Origin of the sequence: Antarctobacter sp. (assembly GCF_048262615.1) — a bacterium.
In the GTDB taxonomy this organism is placed as follows: domain Bacteria; phylum Pseudomonadota; class Alphaproteobacteria; order Rhodobacterales; family Rhodobacteraceae; genus Antarctobacter.
Genome location: NZ_JBLXFB010000002.1, coordinates 313,394 through 329,020 on the forward strand (window position 1 = coordinate 313,394; position 15,627 = coordinate 329,020).

14 protein-coding genes are annotated in these 15,627 nt (G+C 64.0%); 3 read left to right on the top strand and 11 right to left on the bottom strand.

Annotated features, from left to right (window positions below; all coding sequences use genetic code 11):
• Positions 1-65 precede the first annotated feature (65 nt).
• From trxA to regB, 8 genes are all read right to left on the bottom strand, one after another.
• Positions 66-386: a thioredoxin gene (gene trxA / locus ACN0S5_RS03535; RefSeq protein ID WP_417206006.1), complete on the bottom strand. Its 321-nt coding sequence runs from the start codon at positions 384-386 to the stop codon at positions 66-68.
• Positions 387-453: 67 nt separating this feature from the next.
• Entirely contained in the window at positions 454-3,837 is a 3,384-nt protein-coding gene (addA, locus tag ACN0S5_RS03540; protein ID WP_417206008.1) for a double-strand break repair helicase AddA, read from the bottom strand.
• The gene (addB, locus tag ACN0S5_RS03545) at positions 3,834-6,764 is read right to left on the bottom strand and encodes a double-strand break repair protein AddB (protein WP_417206010.1); all 2,931 of its coding nucleotides are present in this window, start codon (positions 6,762-6,764) and stop codon (positions 3,834-3,836) included. Before addB ends, addA begins: the two co-directional genes overlap by 4 nt.
• Complete coding sequence (locus tag ACN0S5_RS03550; protein ID WP_417206012.1) at positions 6,757-7,425, bottom strand: nucleotidyltransferase family protein; 669 nt, start codon at positions 7,423-7,425, stop codon at positions 6,757-6,759. The genes addB and ACN0S5_RS03550 overlap by 8 nt, the downstream gene beginning before the upstream one ends.
• Positions 7,410-8,372 carry an aminoglycoside phosphotransferase family protein gene (locus tag ACN0S5_RS03555; RefSeq protein ID WP_417206014.1) on the bottom strand — a complete coding sequence of 321 codons (963 nt, stop codon included), beginning with the start codon at positions 8,370-8,372 and terminating at the stop codon, positions 7,410-7,412. The genes ACN0S5_RS03550 and ACN0S5_RS03555 overlap by 16 nt, the downstream gene beginning before the upstream one ends.
• Positions 8,369-8,842, bottom strand: coding sequence for a tRNA (adenosine(37)-N6)-threonylcarbamoyltransferase complex ATPase subunit type 1 TsaE (gene tsaE / locus ACN0S5_RS03560; protein ID WP_417206016.1), 474 nt, complete (start codon positions 8,840-8,842; stop codon positions 8,369-8,371). The genes ACN0S5_RS03555 and tsaE overlap by 4 nt, the downstream gene beginning before the upstream one ends.
• 41 nt (positions 8,843-8,883) lie before the next feature.
• Complete coding sequence (locus ACN0S5_RS03565) at positions 8,884-10,401, bottom strand: PAS-domain containing protein (RefSeq protein ID WP_417206018.1); 1,518 nt, start codon at positions 10,399-10,401, stop codon at positions 8,884-8,886.
• Between the two features lie 99 nt (positions 10,402-10,500).
• Complete coding sequence (regB, locus tag ACN0S5_RS03570; protein WP_417206020.1) at positions 10,501-11,898, bottom strand: sensor histidine kinase RegB; 1,398 nt, start codon at positions 11,896-11,898, stop codon at positions 10,501-10,503.
• 76 nt (positions 11,899-11,974) lie between these two features.
• Between regB and ACN0S5_RS03575 the strand changes: the two genes are divergently transcribed.
• The 3 genes from ACN0S5_RS03575 (at position 11,975) to ACN0S5_RS03585 (ending at position 13,696) form a co-directional block, all read left to right on the top strand.
• Positions 11,975-12,598, top strand: a complete 624-nt coding sequence (locus ACN0S5_RS03575; RefSeq protein ID WP_417206022.1) for an SCO family protein — start codon at positions 11,975-11,977, stop codon at positions 12,596-12,598.
• A 79-nt stretch (positions 12,599-12,677) separates the two neighbouring features.
• Entirely contained in the window at positions 12,678-13,232 is a 555-nt protein-coding gene (locus ACN0S5_RS03580) for an ActR/PrrA/RegA family redox response regulator transcription factor (protein ID WP_323767895.1), read from the top strand.
• Positions 13,233-13,378: 146 nt separating this feature from the next.
• On the top strand, positions 13,379-13,696 hold the full coding sequence (locus tag ACN0S5_RS03585; protein ID WP_417206024.1) for a hypothetical protein: 318 nt from the start codon (positions 13,379-13,381) through the stop codon (positions 13,694-13,696).
• Between the two features lie 74 nt (positions 13,697-13,770).
• On the opposite strand, the gene ACN0S5_RS03590 is transcribed toward ACN0S5_RS03585, so the two are convergent.
• From ACN0S5_RS03590 to ACN0S5_RS03600, 3 genes are read right to left on the bottom strand one after another with little or no spacing between them, the layout of a single operon-like run.
• On the bottom strand, positions 13,771-14,262 hold the full coding sequence (locus ACN0S5_RS03590) for a GNAT family N-acetyltransferase (protein ID WP_417206026.1): 492 nt from the start codon (positions 14,260-14,262) through the stop codon (positions 13,771-13,773).
• Positions 14,259-14,855, bottom strand: coding sequence for a hypothetical protein (locus ACN0S5_RS03595; RefSeq protein ID WP_417206028.1), 597 nt, complete (start codon positions 14,853-14,855; stop codon positions 14,259-14,261). Before ACN0S5_RS03595 ends, ACN0S5_RS03590 begins: the two co-directional genes overlap by 4 nt.
• Before the next feature lie 8 nt (positions 14,856-14,863).
• Entirely contained in the window at positions 14,864-15,562 is a 699-nt protein-coding gene (locus ACN0S5_RS03600; protein ID WP_417206029.1) for an FkbM family methyltransferase, read from the bottom strand.
• Positions 15,563-15,627: the final 65 nt, after the last annotated feature.

The window sequence follows — 15,627 nt, forward strand, 5'->3', positions numbered from 1 at the left end:
GCCACATCGGCCAAAACGACAAGGGCGCCCGAAGGCGCCCCTGAAACATCAATCGCTTAGGCGGTTCAGATCGACTCTTCGATCCAGCTTTGCAGCGCGGCTTTGGGGCGCGCACCGGCAAGGTTGGACACGGCCTGACCGTCCTTGAAGACAAACAGCGCCGGAATGCCGCGCACGCCCATGGCGGTTGCGGTGTTCGGGTTCTGGTCCACATCGACCTTGGCAATCTTGACCTTGCCTTCCATTTCCTTGGACAGTTCTTCCAGCGCGGGGCCGATCTGCTTGCAGGGGCCGCACCATTCGGCCCAGAAGTCGACGACAACGGGGATGTCGGAATTCTTCACTTCGGCGTCGAAGGTGGCATCGGTGACGGCGACGGTGGCCATGGGGATTCTCCTAGGGGTTTGGGGCAAGCTGACAGGATCGAGAAGGTATGGAGCGTGGTCCGCGCCGTCAAGGTGTGCCTGCCTGCGCGAGAGCTTGTGTCACAGCTTCGTGTGACAGCGGCATATAGTGGGCATTGGCGGTCCAGACCAGCGCGGTTTCGATGCGCCGATCCGGGTAGACCTGCGCCATCGCGGCGGCATAGGCCCCCATCTGCCGCAGCAGACCGTCCGGCACGCGCGCAGCGTCATCCGGCACGGTGCGGTTGGATTTGAAGTCGATGGCGGTCACGGTCTCGGGCGTGACAATCAGCCGGTCGATCACGCCGTGGAGACGGCCAAGACCGGGCAGGTCGGCGGTGACGGGCACCTCTGCCAGCGCGTCCGGGGCAAAGACATGGGCAAGATGTGGGGCGGACAGGACGGCCAACGCCTCATCGAGGATCTGCGCCTTTTGGCTGCCGACGATGGCTAGGTCCGGATCGTCCTCGATCTGCTGGCCCAAGGCCTCGGCGGCGTCCCTGCGCCTGTCGGCTGGAAGGGGCGCGAGGTTTTCCAGCAACAGGTGCAGGGCGGTGCCGCGCGCCTTGGCGATTTCTTCTGTGTCGCCCGCCGCCCCCGGCAGCGCCTTTGCCCCGCCAAGGTCCGACGGGCTGCGCGCCTTGATCGGCTCTGCCGGGGGTGGGGCCGGGTCCAGCAGATGCGCGGGCATCTCCGTCGCGGGGGGCGCGGTGCGGGTCACGTCCTCAAACGGCAGATGAGACCAGTCCGCAAGGCCCAGTCGCTGGCCCTCACCCGCGCCCAAATCACCAAAGTCAAAGATCTGGCGGTCCGGGCCGGAACGCGCCATCCCGCGCGACACCTTATCGTACCAGGCCTCACCGGATTTCCCCAGATCGCCCGCAGCCCCGACGATCAGCCATTTTTCCGCGCGGGTCATGGCCACATACAGCAGCCGGTCTTTCTCCTGCGCGGCTTTCTCCTTGGCCGCGTCGATCACCGCCTGCTGGCGCGGTGGCTGGGCGTCGGCGGTGCCTTTCCACAGGGGTCCGTGGTCATCGGTGAACAGGTCGTCGCGCAGCCGGTTGTCTGGTTCTGCGCAGTCCGGCAGGATCACGATGGGCGCTTCCAGCCCCTTGGAGCCATGCACCGTCATGACGCGCAACGTCTCTCCGGCGCTGTCAGGCGCGCGTTTGATCCGCAGATTGTCGGACTGCGCCCATTCCAGAAACCCGGTCAGCGAGGGCACGGCGCTTTGTTCATAGGCCAGCGCCTGTTGCAGCAGCGCGTTGATGCCATCCTCTGCCTCTGGCCCCAGCCGCCCGATCAGCAAGCGGCGGCCGTTGTGGCGGGTCAGGATGCGGTCGATCAGGTCATAGGGGCGCAGAAAGTCGGTTTGCCCGCGCAGGTCATCCAGCACCCGCAGCACATCGGGGAAGGCCTCGCGCCGTCTGCGCAGTTCTTCCCAGAGATATTTACGTTCCCGCCGCGCGGCGAGGTCAAAAAGCTGTTGTTCGCTCAGGCCAAAGAGGGGAGAGCGCAGGACGGTCGCCAGCGACAGGTCGTCCTCTGGCGTGGACAGGAAGCTGAGCAGCGCGATGATGTCGCGCACCGCCAGTTCTGCCATGACCTTGAGCACATCCGCCCCGGCGATGGGCAGGCGTTCCTGTTTGCAGGCGCGGATGATTTCCTTGAATAGACGGCCCCGCTTTTGCACGAGGATCAGCACATCGCCCGCATGAACGGGCCGCGCGCGGTAAGTGCCGGAATGGCCGATCTCTTCGGGCAGGGGCGTCTTGGCGTCGATGGTCTGGCGGATGAACCGCGCGATCCGTTGCGCCAGAAAAACCGTGTGATGTGTCGCACTCGGCCGGTCGACCGGTTCATGCCATGCGCCGTCCTCTTCGTCGCCGACTTTGTCCACCAGCGGCCAGAGGTCGACGCGCCCCGGCATGGCCTCCTTGAAGGCGCGGTGCAATTGGTCGGGCACAAACCCCGACGCCTGCGCGCCGTCAAAGGTGTTGTCGACCAGCCGCAGGATCGGCTCGGCCGACCTGAAACTGTATTCCAGCCCCATCGACACCAGCGGGGCCTCGGTCCGGTGCAGACGGTCGGCAAAATCATCGCGCATCCGGTCAAATTCAGACGGATCGGCCCCCTGAAACGAATAGATCGACTGTTTCTTGTCACCGACCACAAAGATGGTGCGCCGCACATCGGCGCGCGCACCTTCGCCGGCGGTGAATTCCTGCGCCAGCCGCTCGATCACCTGCCATTGCACCGGAGAGGTGTCCTGTGCCTCATCCACCAGAATATGGTCGATACCGCCATCCAGCCGGTAGAGCACCCATTCCGCGACACCCGGATCGCTCAGCAGATCCCGCGCGCGGGTGATCAGATCGTCAAAGTCCAGCCAGCCGCGCCGCATCTTCTCGGCCTCATACGCGGGCAGGAAATGCCCGGCAAAGGCATGCAGGGCAGCGTCGCGCCGGGCGGCGGCAAGGGCCATCTGCGTAACGCGGGCGTCCTCGACGCGGCGTGCCAATTGGTCGAGCGCCTCAAACAGATCGGGCGCGTTGGCGCGCGGTTTCTTGGTCCCCAGCGTCTTGCGGATGGTGCCCGCCTGCGTCAGCAGCGCGGTTTGCAGGATGTCCAGCGCCTCGGCATCGGCGGACTCGATTGCGGTCAGTTGGTCAGCCAGCGTGCCGTCCGTTTTGCCGCCGTCGCGCAGGTAGGGCACCAACGCCTCGAACAGCGCCAGTTCAGAGCCCAGAAAGACCGACTCCAGCAGGGTGTCGTCACTGTCATCCGCGCCCAGACCGTAGGCCAGACGGATCTCTGCGGCGCTCATGGCAGGTTGAAAGGCATCGCGACGGCGGCACAGCTGCGCTGTCAATTTTTCCACGTCATCGCCCGAGATATAGGGCGCGATGTCCCGCAACAGATGCGCCTGCGGCCCTTCGGCAAGGCGGTCCAGCACCTCGGCGCGCAGCAGTTCAGCCGAGCGATCCTCCATCTCCTGAAACTGGGGGGTGACGCGGGCCTCTAAAGGGAACCGCCGTAGCAGGGATGCGCAGAACGAATGGATCGTCTGAATGCGCAGCCCGCCCGGTGTCTCAATCGCGCGGGCGAACAGAGTGCGCGCCGCGCGCAGGTAGTCGCCGGACAGGTCCGTCTCAACCCCCAGCCGTTCCAGATCCGCGCGCAGCCCGGCCTCATCCAGCATGGCCCAAGCGCCCAGCCGTTTGAACAGGCGGTTCTGCATCTCTGTCGCGGCGGCCTTGGTGTAGGTCAGGCACAGGATGTGCGAGGGGTCGACCCCGTCCAGCAACAGCCGCGCCACCCGGTCGGTCAACACGCGGGTCTTGCCCGATCCGGCATTGGCGGCCAGCCATGTGGAATGCCAAGGGGCGGCGGCATCGACCTGCCGCTGGGTCGCCTCATCGCGCATCATGTCAGGGTCTCCTTGACCGGGGCGTCGGTCACGTCCCATTCGCCGAACCGCGCGAGGTGATCGTAATCGCCTGCGTCGTTGTCCTTTTGCAGGGCACGTCGGGCGGTAAAGCCGGTGGTCGGATCGTAGTAGGTGGCGATTAGCGAGACAAACTCTGCCCAGACCTGTTCCGGCGGCGCGTCCTCCAGCGGGGCCAGCACCTCTTTTGGGTTGCTGGGCTGGAGCGAGATGAACACCGCACGTTCCACATGCGGCGGTTCCAGCGGGGCAAAGCCGCCATCGTCCAGCATCGCCGCCTCCAGCAGCAACTGTTTGTCAAAGCTGCGCTGTTCCTTGGCCGAAGGCGCCGCGCCGGTCTTGTAGTCATAGATATGCGCGCCGCCGCGCCCGTCGATGTCGATTCGGTCGGCGGTGGCGGTCAGGGTGAACCCCAGCGCCGGGATCGTGGCCTGCCCCTTGATCTCATACTGGCTGGGCGTGGCGTGGGCCTGCCGGTCAATTTCTGTCTCGACAAACCATGGCGCGATGCGGGCCATCCGAGCCTGCCAGAGCGCGCGCACGGTGGGAAAAGGCACCTGTTCGGGATCGCCGATGATCTGCTCTGCCAGTGCCAGCAGCGCGTCGGGCGTCAGGTTCAGCGGCTCTTCCTGCGTGGCCTTTACAAACTCCTCCAGCACCTTGTGGGTGAGAATGCCGCGCATCAGCGCATCAGGGGCCTGCATCAGCGGGTCCAGCGGTTTCAGCCGCAGCACGCGCTTGGCGTAGATGGCAAAGGGATCGCGGACGAGGCGTTTGATCTCTGTCACCGACAGTTGTTTCGGCCGCGCCTCGGCAGGCGGGGCTGGAGAGGGGCGTGGCGCGGGATCGGCCGTAATTGGGGTTTCCGAGGCACTGGCCAGCGCCAGCCAGCGATTGCCCCGTGCCTGCATCTGTTCGATGGCCTGTTGGCCGTTGCGGTCCGGCAGGCCGCGCATCAGGTTCATCATCCGGTTCACCCAGCGCGACGGCACGGTTTCCGCCTCATCCGATTTCATCGAGCGGGTCATCCAGACCTCGGGCGCGCCTGCCGCCTGCTGAAAGTCATGCGCCGACAAACCGATGCGGCGCTCGGGCAAAAGCAACCCCGCCTTGGCGCGCATCTGACGGTTCAGCCACGGGTCGGCACCGGGCAATTCCGGCCAGCTGCCCTCATTGAGGCTGGCAAGGATCACAAGGTCGGCGTCCATGACGCGCGCTTCCAGCGTGCCCCAGATCAGGATGCTCGGGTGCGGGGCGTCGCGGTCGCGGACCTCTTCGCGCGACAGCATCGCGCCCAGCAGGTCGGCGAAATCGCGGGCGCTCATGTCGGCACCATGTTCGGCCTCGCGCGTCAGAGTCGCGATGACGCCGTGCAGCTTGCGGCCTGCCGCTTCTTTCCAGAGCCCGCCAGAGCCTTTGACCCCCGGACCTGCGCAGATGGATTCGGTCAGCGCGACCAGCCTTGCGATCCAGTCCGTAAGGGCGCGCTTGCCGGAATGGTCGTGGCCGCAGAACTGTTGCCCGACCCATGTGGCCCAGTCGCCGCGCGACCGGGTTTCCCCCCATTTCGCCAGCGGTTCGGGCTGTGGATAGGGCATCCCGTTGCGGCGGATATACAGTTCCAGATCGCGGGTGTTCAGCAGGTGCGGGCCACGGTCCGCCCCGCTGTGGGTCAGGGGATGCTTGAGCAGGGTCAGCAGCATCTCGGCGGTCAGCGGCTTGACGAACACTTCGGCCACATGGCGCAGCAACCGCCCCGGCGGCGTCAGTTGCGCGGGCGTACCACCGCTGTCGTCGGGCAGGATGTTCCAGCGGTCCAGCGCCGAGGTCACGCGCCGGGTCAGCATCCGGTCTGGGGTGATGACCGCCGCGCGCTGGCCGTCCTTGACCGCTTGCCGCAGGCGCAGGGCGATGGCCAGCGCCTCATCCCTCTGGCTTGTGGCCTCGACCAGCGTGACGTCCTGCATCGCGTCGGGCAGCGACGGCAGGGACGGCCCCTCTGACAGCCATTGGTGGGTGACGGGCGCGGGCCGCAAGGCCAGCGACAGCACGCGATTGCGCGCGGGGCTGGGGGGCGGCGTGTCGGTCCAGCTTCGGACGTCGCCCGGCGACAGATCCAGCGCCTGCATGAGTTTGGCAAAGCGGAACTGTGGATGGTCCTCACCGGTCAGCGAGTCGTCCAGTTGCGCCCAGACGGTGTCCGGTGTTTCGGCATCAAAGCCGGGCAGGATCACCGCACCCTGCGGCAGGCGCGCGACGGCGGCCATGAAACTGGCGGTGGTGCCGCGTGATCCGGTGGAGCCGGCGACCAGAACGGGGTGCTGTGGCGGTGTGGCTTGCCATTGCAGCAGCCGCATATCCATCGCGCGGCGGGCATAGCTTTGCGGGTCCGGGGCGCCGTCGGTCTCGAAGTAGCGTTGGACGATCTGAAGGAAGGTCAGCGCGCGCTGCCAGTGGCCGGACTGGTCCGACACATCAAGGTTTTCGATGACCTCTGGCGATACGTTTTCGCCCTGCATTTCCTCCATCAGGGTGGCAAGGCTGTCGGCCAGATCGAACAGCGCCGCGCGCGGCGCAAGTTCCGGCGCGCGGTCCAGCAGTTCGGACACCAAGCCGGTCAGTTCCAACCGTCGGCGCAGCGGTGGAATGGACGCGGGCAACGCGGCGCGGGTCAGCGGATCGGCCAGATCGGTGACCAGCCGGATGCGCGGCAGCAGGCAGGCGGGCCCGGCATCGAACACGGTGCGCAACCGCCGCGCCATGCGGTCCGAGTTGACGTAGATTTCCACCTGCGCCAGCGCCTCTGGCGGGGTGTCTTTCATCCGGGCGCGCAGACCGGCAACCAGTTCGGTGGCGAAATCCGAACCACAGGGCAGGCCAAAGAGGCGGGGGCCGGGGGTGTCAAACATTCAGCATATCCTCGGCCAGTTTGATGCCCTCCGGGTGGCCCACGTCGCACCAGTGACCGGGGTATGTGAGGCCGAAAAGACGACCTGCCTCTGCCTGAGCGTTCCAGAGTGTGTTGAGAGAAAAGGCCCGTTCGTCGATGTTGGCCAACCCGTCGGTCTTGATGATCTGCGCGCCGGTGTAGACAAGGTCCCCCTTGCGGGTCAGCCGTCCATCGGGCTGCAAGGCAAAGTCGCCGCCGGTTTTTCGCCCAACCGCACGGGACAGGGGCACGCACATCAACAGCGCATCCATGCGGTCCGGGTCCCACGCCCCGCGCAGCAGGTCCAGCGCGTTTGGACCGTTCCAGATGGCATCTGTGTTCAATGTGTACACAGGTTGTGTTCCAAGAGTCGACAGCGCAAACCGCAAGCCACCGCCGGTGTCGAGGATCTCTGGTTGCTCGACAGAGACATGCACGTCGCGGCCCTTGAGATGCGCCGTTATCTGGTCCGCCAGGTAGTGCGCGTTGACGACACGGGTGGCTACGCCCTCGGTCAGGGACAAAGCGTGATCCAGCAGTGGCTTTCCCGCCACCTTGATCAGCGGTTTTGGCGTGTCTGCGGTCAGCGCCCCCATCCGGGTGCCGAACCCGGCGGCAAACAGCATCACGGCGTTGGGCATCGGGCTTTCAGTCTTTCCAGATGGGCTGTGTCGGGCGCGGGCAGGGCCGCGTCCAGAATTGGTTTCACGGTGGCCAGAACCGGATGGGCAAGATCGGCCTGAAGGTGGCCCCAGACCCGCGGGATCAGATCGATGTAATGCGGTTTGCCGCGCGTGGACGCAAGACGGGCAAAGACGCCAAGGATACGCAGGTTGCGCTGGGCGCCAAGCACGGCAAGCGAGGCGTGAAAGGCCTCCTTGGGCAGGCCGGTTGCGGTCAGGTACTGCGCGATGCAGGCGCGGGCGGTCTGGGGTGACACATCGCGGCGGGCGTCCTCGATCAGAGAGACGAGGTCATAGGCGCGATGCCCTTGCAGCGCGTCCTGAAAGTCGAGCAATCCGGCACGGGCGACACCCTCGCGCCGTGGCAGATACAGAATATTTTCCGCGTGGTAGTCGCGCAGCACCATGACGTCGGCGGGCATTGCGTGCACTTGCAATAGCGGGGCAAAAGCCGCGACAGCCTGCGGCAGAGCGTCCGGCGCGTGGGTGTAGTGCTGAAACGCAAGGTCCACCATCGCGGCCAGCCGGTCAGGCGACGCCAGCGGCAGATCGGGCGGTGGCGAGGCGCGGTGCAACGCGATCAGCGCATCGGTGGCGAGCAGGTAAAGGCTCTGCTCGGTCTGAGTGTCCTGCGCAAGTCGGGCCAGCAACCCGTCACCAAGATCCTCGATCAACAGCAGGCCGTGGGCGGCGTCTTCGGCGAAAATGCGGGGCGCGCTGAGACCCAACCCGGTCAGGTGCCGCGCCAGACGCGCAAACAGCGCCACGTCGCCTTCGGGGTCCTGCATCAGGATCGCGGTCTCAACGCCGCGAAACAGCCGGGTATAGCGCCGGGCCGAGGCATCCCCTGCCAGCGATTGCCGCCGTGCATCGCCCCAGCCGCTGGTTTCGAGAAAATCGATCAAGCCATCTGCTCCGCGATCACCGCATCCCAGCGCGGGCTGTCCCAGTCGAGCGTGACATGGCGGGTGTCTTCGTCGGTTGCCGCCGCAAAGCTGAGGCGCAGGGCGTCCTTGGGCGCAAGCTCTTGCAGGCGGTCGGGCCATTCGACAAGGCAGATGGCGGTCTCGAAAGCCTCTGTCAGGCCCAGTTCCACGCTCTCATCCGGGCCGGTCAGCCGGTAAAGATCGGCGTGCCACAGTTCTCCGGCGGTGGTGTCATAGGTCTGGACAATGGTGAAGGTGGGAGAGGGTACATCCTCTGGCACTTCCAGCAAGGACTGGATTAGGCCGCGCGCGAAATGGGTCTTGCCCGCGCCGATCTGGCCGGACAGCAAAAGTACATCGCCGGGCCGCAACGCCGCCCCGATGCGTTGGGCAAAGGCGCAGGTCGCCTCTGGCGAGGGCAGGGTCAGGGCGGTGTGGCGGGGCGTCATGGCGCGGAGGATACAAGCGCCGCGCGGCGCTGCAAGCGGCTTCAGCCGACGGCGCGCCGTTCTTTTGGGTGCGGCAGTTGTCGTTCTGAAATCGCAGCCACAGTAGAGAACCGGACAAGGGTTGCACCGGCGGCCACCGGCTGCACGACGCAGCGCATCGTTTCACCCGTCTTGCGGACCAGATCCGCCTCAAATCCCTGCCTGTCGCGGAGCGTCAGTACAAACTCGCGCAGATCCGGCCAGATCGGGCTGGCGTCGCAGGCCTGCTGCCAGTCATTGGTGGCATCGACGATGGTAATTTCGGTAAAGGCGCTGTCCGGGTCACATTCCCATTTTGCCCGGTACGCCGCGTTTGAAAAGGTCAGGACGCCAAGGCGGGAAAACACCGCAACGGCATCTTCGAAGCAGTCGAGCACGGACTGGGTCAGCTCCAATTCCGAGCGGAAGCGGCGTGTGAGAGAGATTTCGGCGCTGATATCCTCGATCAGAAACGCGACAGCGCCGTCGGGATGCGGCCGCCCGGTGATCTTGTAGGTCAGGCCTGACGGCAAGTTCCATGTCTCGCAATAGCGGTCTTCGCGCGCGGCAGAGACAACGTCATACAGCTTGTCGCGCCACGATGCGTAGTTCTTGGGTTCCGGCATCATGCGGTTTTCGCGCATGTGATCGAAAAAGCTGAGCAGGTTAGGCTTGGCCGACAGGAAATCCACCGGCAGGTGGGTCAGATCGACCAAAGCCGGGTTGAACAGCACAAGCTGGCGGTCGCGATCAAAGACGGCAAGCCCGATGGGCAGATGGGCAAAGGTCTTGGTCAGGGTCTGGACAAAATTCCGCTGCGCCATCTCGGCATTCACCAGACTGTCGATGCTGGTGGCGTAATGCATCCAGCCGTCGTGCACAGGCCGCGAAACCACCTCGAACCAGCGCTGTGGCTGTCCATCCGGCTTGACGCTGACGCGGGTTGTCCGTTCCACGCGCGTCGCCGGCAGTTTCAGATCAATCGGGCTGGAATCCTCTGCCGATTTTCCGGCATCCTGACACAATTCGTCGTAGGCGTCGTTGTTCCACAACAGGTTCCCGTTCATGTCCGTGTGCCAAAGAGCGTCAGGCGCATTGCGCGACAGATCGACCAGCCGACTGTGTTCGTCCGTTTGGCACCGGGCGCGGAACAGGTTTGCGGCCCCTTCGGGCGTGCAGCGCAGCCGCAGATGCAGGCGCGATCCCGACGGTTCCGCCAAAAGCTCGGCGTTTGGAACGCTGGGAGAGGACCATGTCACAAGTTGGTCGGGCACGTTCGCGGGAAGGTCCGGAAAACCGGCCGACAGCGCCTCACGCACCTCATCCCAGCCCATGCCGGTCAGGATGGTTCGGTTGAACAGTTCGGCCGCATCCGGAGTGTGATCGACAACTTCGCCATTGCGGAAAAGCAACACCGTTTCGGGAATTCCGACGTGCAGTCGCGATGATCGTTTCGGCCGCAGAGCGAGAAAGATCAAGACAACAACGAGGAATGCGGCAGCGGCGCCGGCCCCGATTGCCAGAATGAGATAATCCTCCAACGCTCTTCCTCGTCCCCTGTTTCCAATCACTTGGGAAAACTCTGAGTGTGCTTTGGTTAATTTGAAGTTAACCAAGCAACGTTTACGAAAAATTCACGTTCATATTTCAATTGGTCGGTTGTCTCCCAATGGATTGCCGGGTTTCGTCGCTTCAGCCACGATTTTACCGCGCGGCCAGGCCACTTCGACAATAGCGCCACGGCGCTCCGTCTGGTCGCCGGAGGTCGTGTAGGGGTCCGTCCCGTTGGCAAAGCTAAGCTCTGCCCCCGTCCGTTCCAGCAGCGTCTTGGCGATAAACAATCCAAGCCCCATGCCCTCATACTCCGGCCGTGCGCGTTTTTCGCTTTCGCTGCGGCGGCGGCGCACGAAGGGGTCGCCGATGCGGCCGATCAGATGTTGCGGAAAGCCGCGACCGTCGTCGATGATACGGATCGACACCACGTCATCGGTCCACATCGCCTCGACCCAGACCCGCGTGCGGGCAAAGTCGACGGCGTTCTGGATCAGATTGCGCAACCCGTGGATCACTTCGGGACGGCGCAGGATCTGCGGCTGGGTGTATTCGCCTCCGGGGCCGGGGCCGTCCTCTATCAGGACGTCCTTGCCGCGATCCTGATGTGGCTCGGCGGCCTCGCGGATCACCTCGACCAGCGGCGCCTGCCGCATGTGTAGATCGTCCTTTCCGGCGCGGCCCATGCTGCGCAGGATATCGCGGCAGCGGTCGGCCTGTTCGCGGATCAGCAGGGCATCGTCGCGCAGGTCGGGGTGGCCGTCCAGTTCCTCGGCCAGTTCCGACGAGGCCAGTTTGATCGTCGCCAGCGGGGTGCCCAGTTCATGCGCCGCCGCCGCCACCACGCCGCCCAGATCGTTGAGTTTCTGCGCGCGGGCCAGCGCCATCTGGGTCGCCGCCAGCGCGTCGGACATCGAATTCATCTCGCGGCTGATGCGGCGCGAGTAGACAGAAATGAAGACCAGTGCGATCGTGATTGCAACCCATTGACCATACACAAAAATATCCGGAATTCGCAGGATGAATCCCTGCTCTGTCCGCAGCGGCAGGTGATAGTACACCATGCCCGAGACCAGCAGGAAGGCGGTCAACCCAAGCAGAAAGGTCGACCGCAGGCTGAGCACCGCTGCCGAGACTGTCACCGGACCCAGAACCAGCAGGGAAAACGGATTGTGCAACCCGCCTGTCAAATACAGCAGGAAACACAGCTGGAGCAGGTCGAACATCACCATCATGAAGTTCTCGGTCTCGCTGAGCCGCTTGTTTTCCGGAAAGACCGAGATCGCGATCAGGTTGCCGACAATCGAGACGCCCACCGCAAGATAACACAGGCCCAGTTCCAATTGCAGGTTGTACAGGCGTTGCGCGATTGTGATGGCGGTCAACTGGCCAATCACCGCAAACCAGCGCAAAAGGATCATCGTCCGGAGACGAATCCAGTTGCTGCGCTGCTCATCGCCGATCAATCCAAGGTCGCCTTGCGCCATCTGCGCCCTTTCGTCCCTCTTGTGTCCCGCCACCCACACGATAGCTAAAGCTAAAACATTCCGGAGAGAGAAAGTCATGCAGCGTCTTGCCGCAATCGCCGCCTTCGCAGCACTTGTCGCCGTCAGTGGCGGCATCTGGTATGCCACTCAGCGCGGTGCCTCGGGTGATCCCTATGCGCAATGTCGCACCAGCCGCATTGCCGGGGGTGCCGAACAAATTGGCGGGCCGTTCACTCTGGTGAACAAGTCCGGTGAGACAGTCACCGACAAAGACGTGATCAAAACGCCGAGCCTGGTGTATTTTGGCTACACTTTTTGCCCCGATGTCTGCCCGTTCGACACAGCGCGCAACGCCGAGGCCGTGGATGTGCTGACGGAACGCGGCTATGACGTGACGCCGGTCTTTATCTCGATCGACCCCGACCGCGACACACCCGAGGTTGTGGGCGAGTACGCGGAATTGATGCATGACCGCATGATCGGGCTGACAGGCTCGCCCGAACAGGTCAAAGCGGCCAGCCAGGCCTACCGCACCTACTACCGCAAACAGGAAGACGGGGACCCCGAATATTACCTCGTCGACCACTCGACTTTCACATATCTGGTGCTGCCGGAGGCGGGCTTTGCCGACTTCTTCCGCCGCGAAGTGACGCCTGAGGAAATGGCCAATCGGGTGGCCTGCTACATCGACGCCTCTTGACGGCAATAGATGCGTTTGACCAGCAAGGTTTACGCGGCTAATACTCGACCTCACGCACCGGCGGTGAGGAGGAAAGCTCTTGGCGGAACGCAGCATCGAAGAACTTGGGGATGACAGGTCTCTTCTCCTGGTTGATGACGACGAACCGTTCTTGAGGCGACTGGCCAAGGCCATGGAAAAGCGTGGCTTTGAGGTGGAACTGGCCGGATCGGTTGCCGCAGGCACCGCCATCGCCACCGCCCGCCCGCCCGCCTACGCGGTGTGTGACCTGCGGCTTGAGGACGGCAACGGGCTCGACGTGGTCGAGGTGCTGCGCGACAAGCGTCCGGATTGCCGGGTGGTTGTCCTGACCGGCTATGGCGCGATTGCCACAGCCGTGGCCGCGGTCAAGATCGGCGCGACGGACTATCTGTCGAAACCCGCCGACGCGAATGACATCACCAACGCGCTGCTGGCCAAGGGCGACGACCTGCCGCCGCCGCCGGAAAATCCCATGAGCGCGGATCGCGTGCGGTGGGAGCACATCCAGCGGGTGTATGAGTTGTGTGATCGCAACGTGTCGGAAACGGCGCGGCGTCTGAACATGCACCGCAGGACGCTACAGCGCATTCTGGCGAAACGCTCTCCGCGCTGACCGTCCCCCGACACTGACGGGCACGACACGCAAAAGTGCTGGCCCGTTTGTTGGCGCGCGGGCCGTTCTCTCCCCATATCCAAGTCACAGGATATGGAATGCTGGTGAGAGGGCCAGTGGTGCTCTCTCCAGCGAAAGGAGAGAACATGTTCAAACGTTTGTTTACCGCATCCCTTGTCATGGGCGCCGCAGCCTTGGCGCCGCCTGTTGCCGTCGCGCAGTCAGCGATTTTCTGTGCCGACCGTGACACCGTCGTGGCGCGCCTTGATGAACGCTTTGGCGAACGCCAGATCCTGATAGGTTTGACGACAAAGACAACAATGCTGGAACTCTGGGGGTCTGATGACAGCGGTCGTTTTACCGTCCTGATCACCAATGCCGATGCGCGAAGCTGCATCATGGCCAGCGGAACCGATCTGATGATCGACTATCCAGAGCCGAAAGGACTGGATGTCGGCAACTGACAGTCCGACGGGATGAGCATGGGATTGCGCCGGACACCTGTTTCGGCCCGTTTATTGGTCGGTTTTGGCCGGTCTCAGAGATCGTAGCGTTTCAGCACCTTGTCGACGATTTGCCCGCTTTCCATCGGCACGCCGGTCTTGCGGCCATAATCCTCGAACCCCCGGCTCTGGTAGTAGGCCAGACCACCGGCATTGTCGGTGCGGATATTGGCATTGATCCACTGGTAGCCCAGCGCCCGCGCGGCCTCTTCCGTTGCGCGAAACAGCGCCGATCCGATGCCAAGGCCGGTGTGCCCCTGTCCTGCGAAAGTGGCGATTTCCGCGGCCTCTGGCGGCAGATACCCCGCCGGTTCGATCCATTGAAACCCCATGATCGTGCCCGCCTCATCCTCGGCCAGATGCCACGCGGCGCGGTCCTGCGCGCGCGCCATCCATTCGCGCAAGTCCTCTGCGGTGAGCGGACGGGTGATCGCCGTTGTCCCGCCCTCTGCGATGATCTCGTTCAGCAGTTCCACCATCGGGCGACAGTCCAGCGGCCCGGCGGTCCGTACAGTGATCCGCATCATGGCATCTCCTGCAAAAGCAACGCGTGGCGCGCGGTGAATTCCTTTCGCACCTCCACCGGGGGGCGCAGGTGGATTCCCAGATCGGCGATCATGTCCAGATCCGGCGCGCCAAAGAACTTGTCGGCCTCGCTGCGGGTAAAGCCGGCGATCTGCGTGGCCTCCATCCATGCGCTGATGCGATCAGCTTTCTTGATCTGCTTTTTCAACCGCTGGGGTGTCACCGCAGGCAGTCCGAAACGGATGTGGATCGCCGCCGTCAACCGTTTGTCCAACTCTTCATAGCCGGGCCCCACCGCCGCCTTCACCGGGGAAATCATGTCGCCAATCACGTATTCCGGCGCATCATGCAACAGCGCGGTCAGACGCTCCGCCGGGCGCGCCTGTGGGCAAAGCCTGCCAAAGATCACCTCAACCAGCAGCGAATGTTCGGCGACGGAATAGGCATAGTCGCCCCGTGTCTGACCGTTCCAGCGCGCCACAAAGGCCAGACCGTGGGCGATGTCCTCGATCTCGATATCGACGGGCGTCGGGTCCAGCAGGTCCAGCCTGCGACCGGACAGCATCCGTTGCCATGCGCGGGGTGTGCGGGCCATGCTCTGTCTCAACCTTGGGCGATGAAAAAGACGTTCCGTTCCATGCCGCCGCACATGACGTAGCCTTGGCCGGGGAACTGTTCGGTCAGGAATTCGGTATACATGCCGCGTTGCCACGGGCGGTCCGCCTCCAGCACGATCATCGGGGCGTTTTGTTCGATCATCCGCCGCGCCCCAAGCAGGGCGGGTTTTTCGTGGCCTTCAACATCCAGATGCAGGATCGAGACATGGCGATCTGCCGGGCAGAGATCGTCGAGCGTCACAACCTCGACCGGGACAGTCTCACCCTCATCCGGCGTCCCGACGATCTTGGCGCGGGCCGCCGTGGCGCTGCCGCCTTCGCGCGCCAGTTGCAGGTGCAAGGTGCCGGGGGCGTCGCCCACCGCGACGGCTGCAAGATCGACGTTGCCCAACCCGTTCAGCGCAATTGTGCGCTGTGCCGCGGCAAAGCTGAGCGGATTAGGCTCAAAACTGACAACACGCGATCCGGGGGCCACGGCGCGGGCGAGCGCCGGAAAGAAATCGCCGATAAACGCGCCACCGGACACAATGTCGCCGCCCAGCGCCCGCCGCGCCATCAAGGACAGGGTGTTGGGCTCATAAACCCCACCTTGCGCAAGGATTTTCGGGATCTCACGTTTCGCGTAGGCCTCGGGCACGCAGTAGAATCCATACGCGTTCACGCAGATGCGATGCTCAAATTCCATCAGCTTTCACCCCGGCCTCAAACCGCGTTCTCAATATGGCATCCCCACTTGTTGTCAATCATAGC

Excerpts from the sequence above, each read along its gene's own strand:
- ACN0S5_RS03600 (WP_417206029.1), bottom strand. The coding sequence starts at position 15,562 with ATGGAATTTGAGCATCGCATCTGCGTGAACGCGTATGGATTCTACTGC.
- tsaE (WP_417206016.1), bottom strand. The coding sequence starts at position 8,842 with ATGACGCCCCGCCACACCGCCCTGACCCTGCCCTCGCCAGAGGCGACC.
- ACN0S5_RS03550 (WP_417206012.1), bottom strand. The coding sequence starts at position 7,425 with ATGCCCAACGCCGTGATGCTGTTTGCCGCCGGGTTCGGCACCCGGATG.
- ACN0S5_RS03575 (WP_417206022.1), top strand. The coding sequence starts at position 11,975 with ATGCAGCGTCTTGCCGCAATCGCCGCCTTCGCAGCACTTGTCGCCGTC.
- ACN0S5_RS03590 (WP_417206026.1), bottom strand. The coding sequence starts at position 14,262 with ATGATGCGGATCACTGTACGGACCGCCGGGCCGCTGGACTGTCGCCCG.
- trxA (WP_417206006.1), bottom strand. The coding sequence starts at position 386 with ATGGCCACCGTCGCCGTCACCGATGCCACCTTCGACGCCGAAGTGAAG.
- ACN0S5_RS03595 (WP_417206028.1), bottom strand. The coding sequence starts at position 14,855 with ATGGCCCGCACACCCCGCGCATGGCAACGGATGCTGTCCGGTCGCAGG.
- ACN0S5_RS03585 (WP_417206024.1), top strand. The coding sequence starts at position 13,379 with ATGTTCAAACGTTTGTTTACCGCATCCCTTGTCATGGGCGCCGCAGCC.
- regB (WP_417206020.1), bottom strand. The coding sequence starts at position 11,898 with ATGGCGCAAGGCGACCTTGGATTGATCGGCGATGAGCAGCGCAGCAAC.
- addB (WP_417206010.1), bottom strand. The coding sequence starts at position 6,764 with ATGTTTGACACCCCCGGCCCCCGCCTCTTTGGCCTGCCCTGTGGTTCG.
- addA (WP_417206008.1), bottom strand. The coding sequence starts at position 3,837 with ATGATGCGCGATGAGGCGACCCAGCGGCAGGTCGATGCCGCCGCCCCT.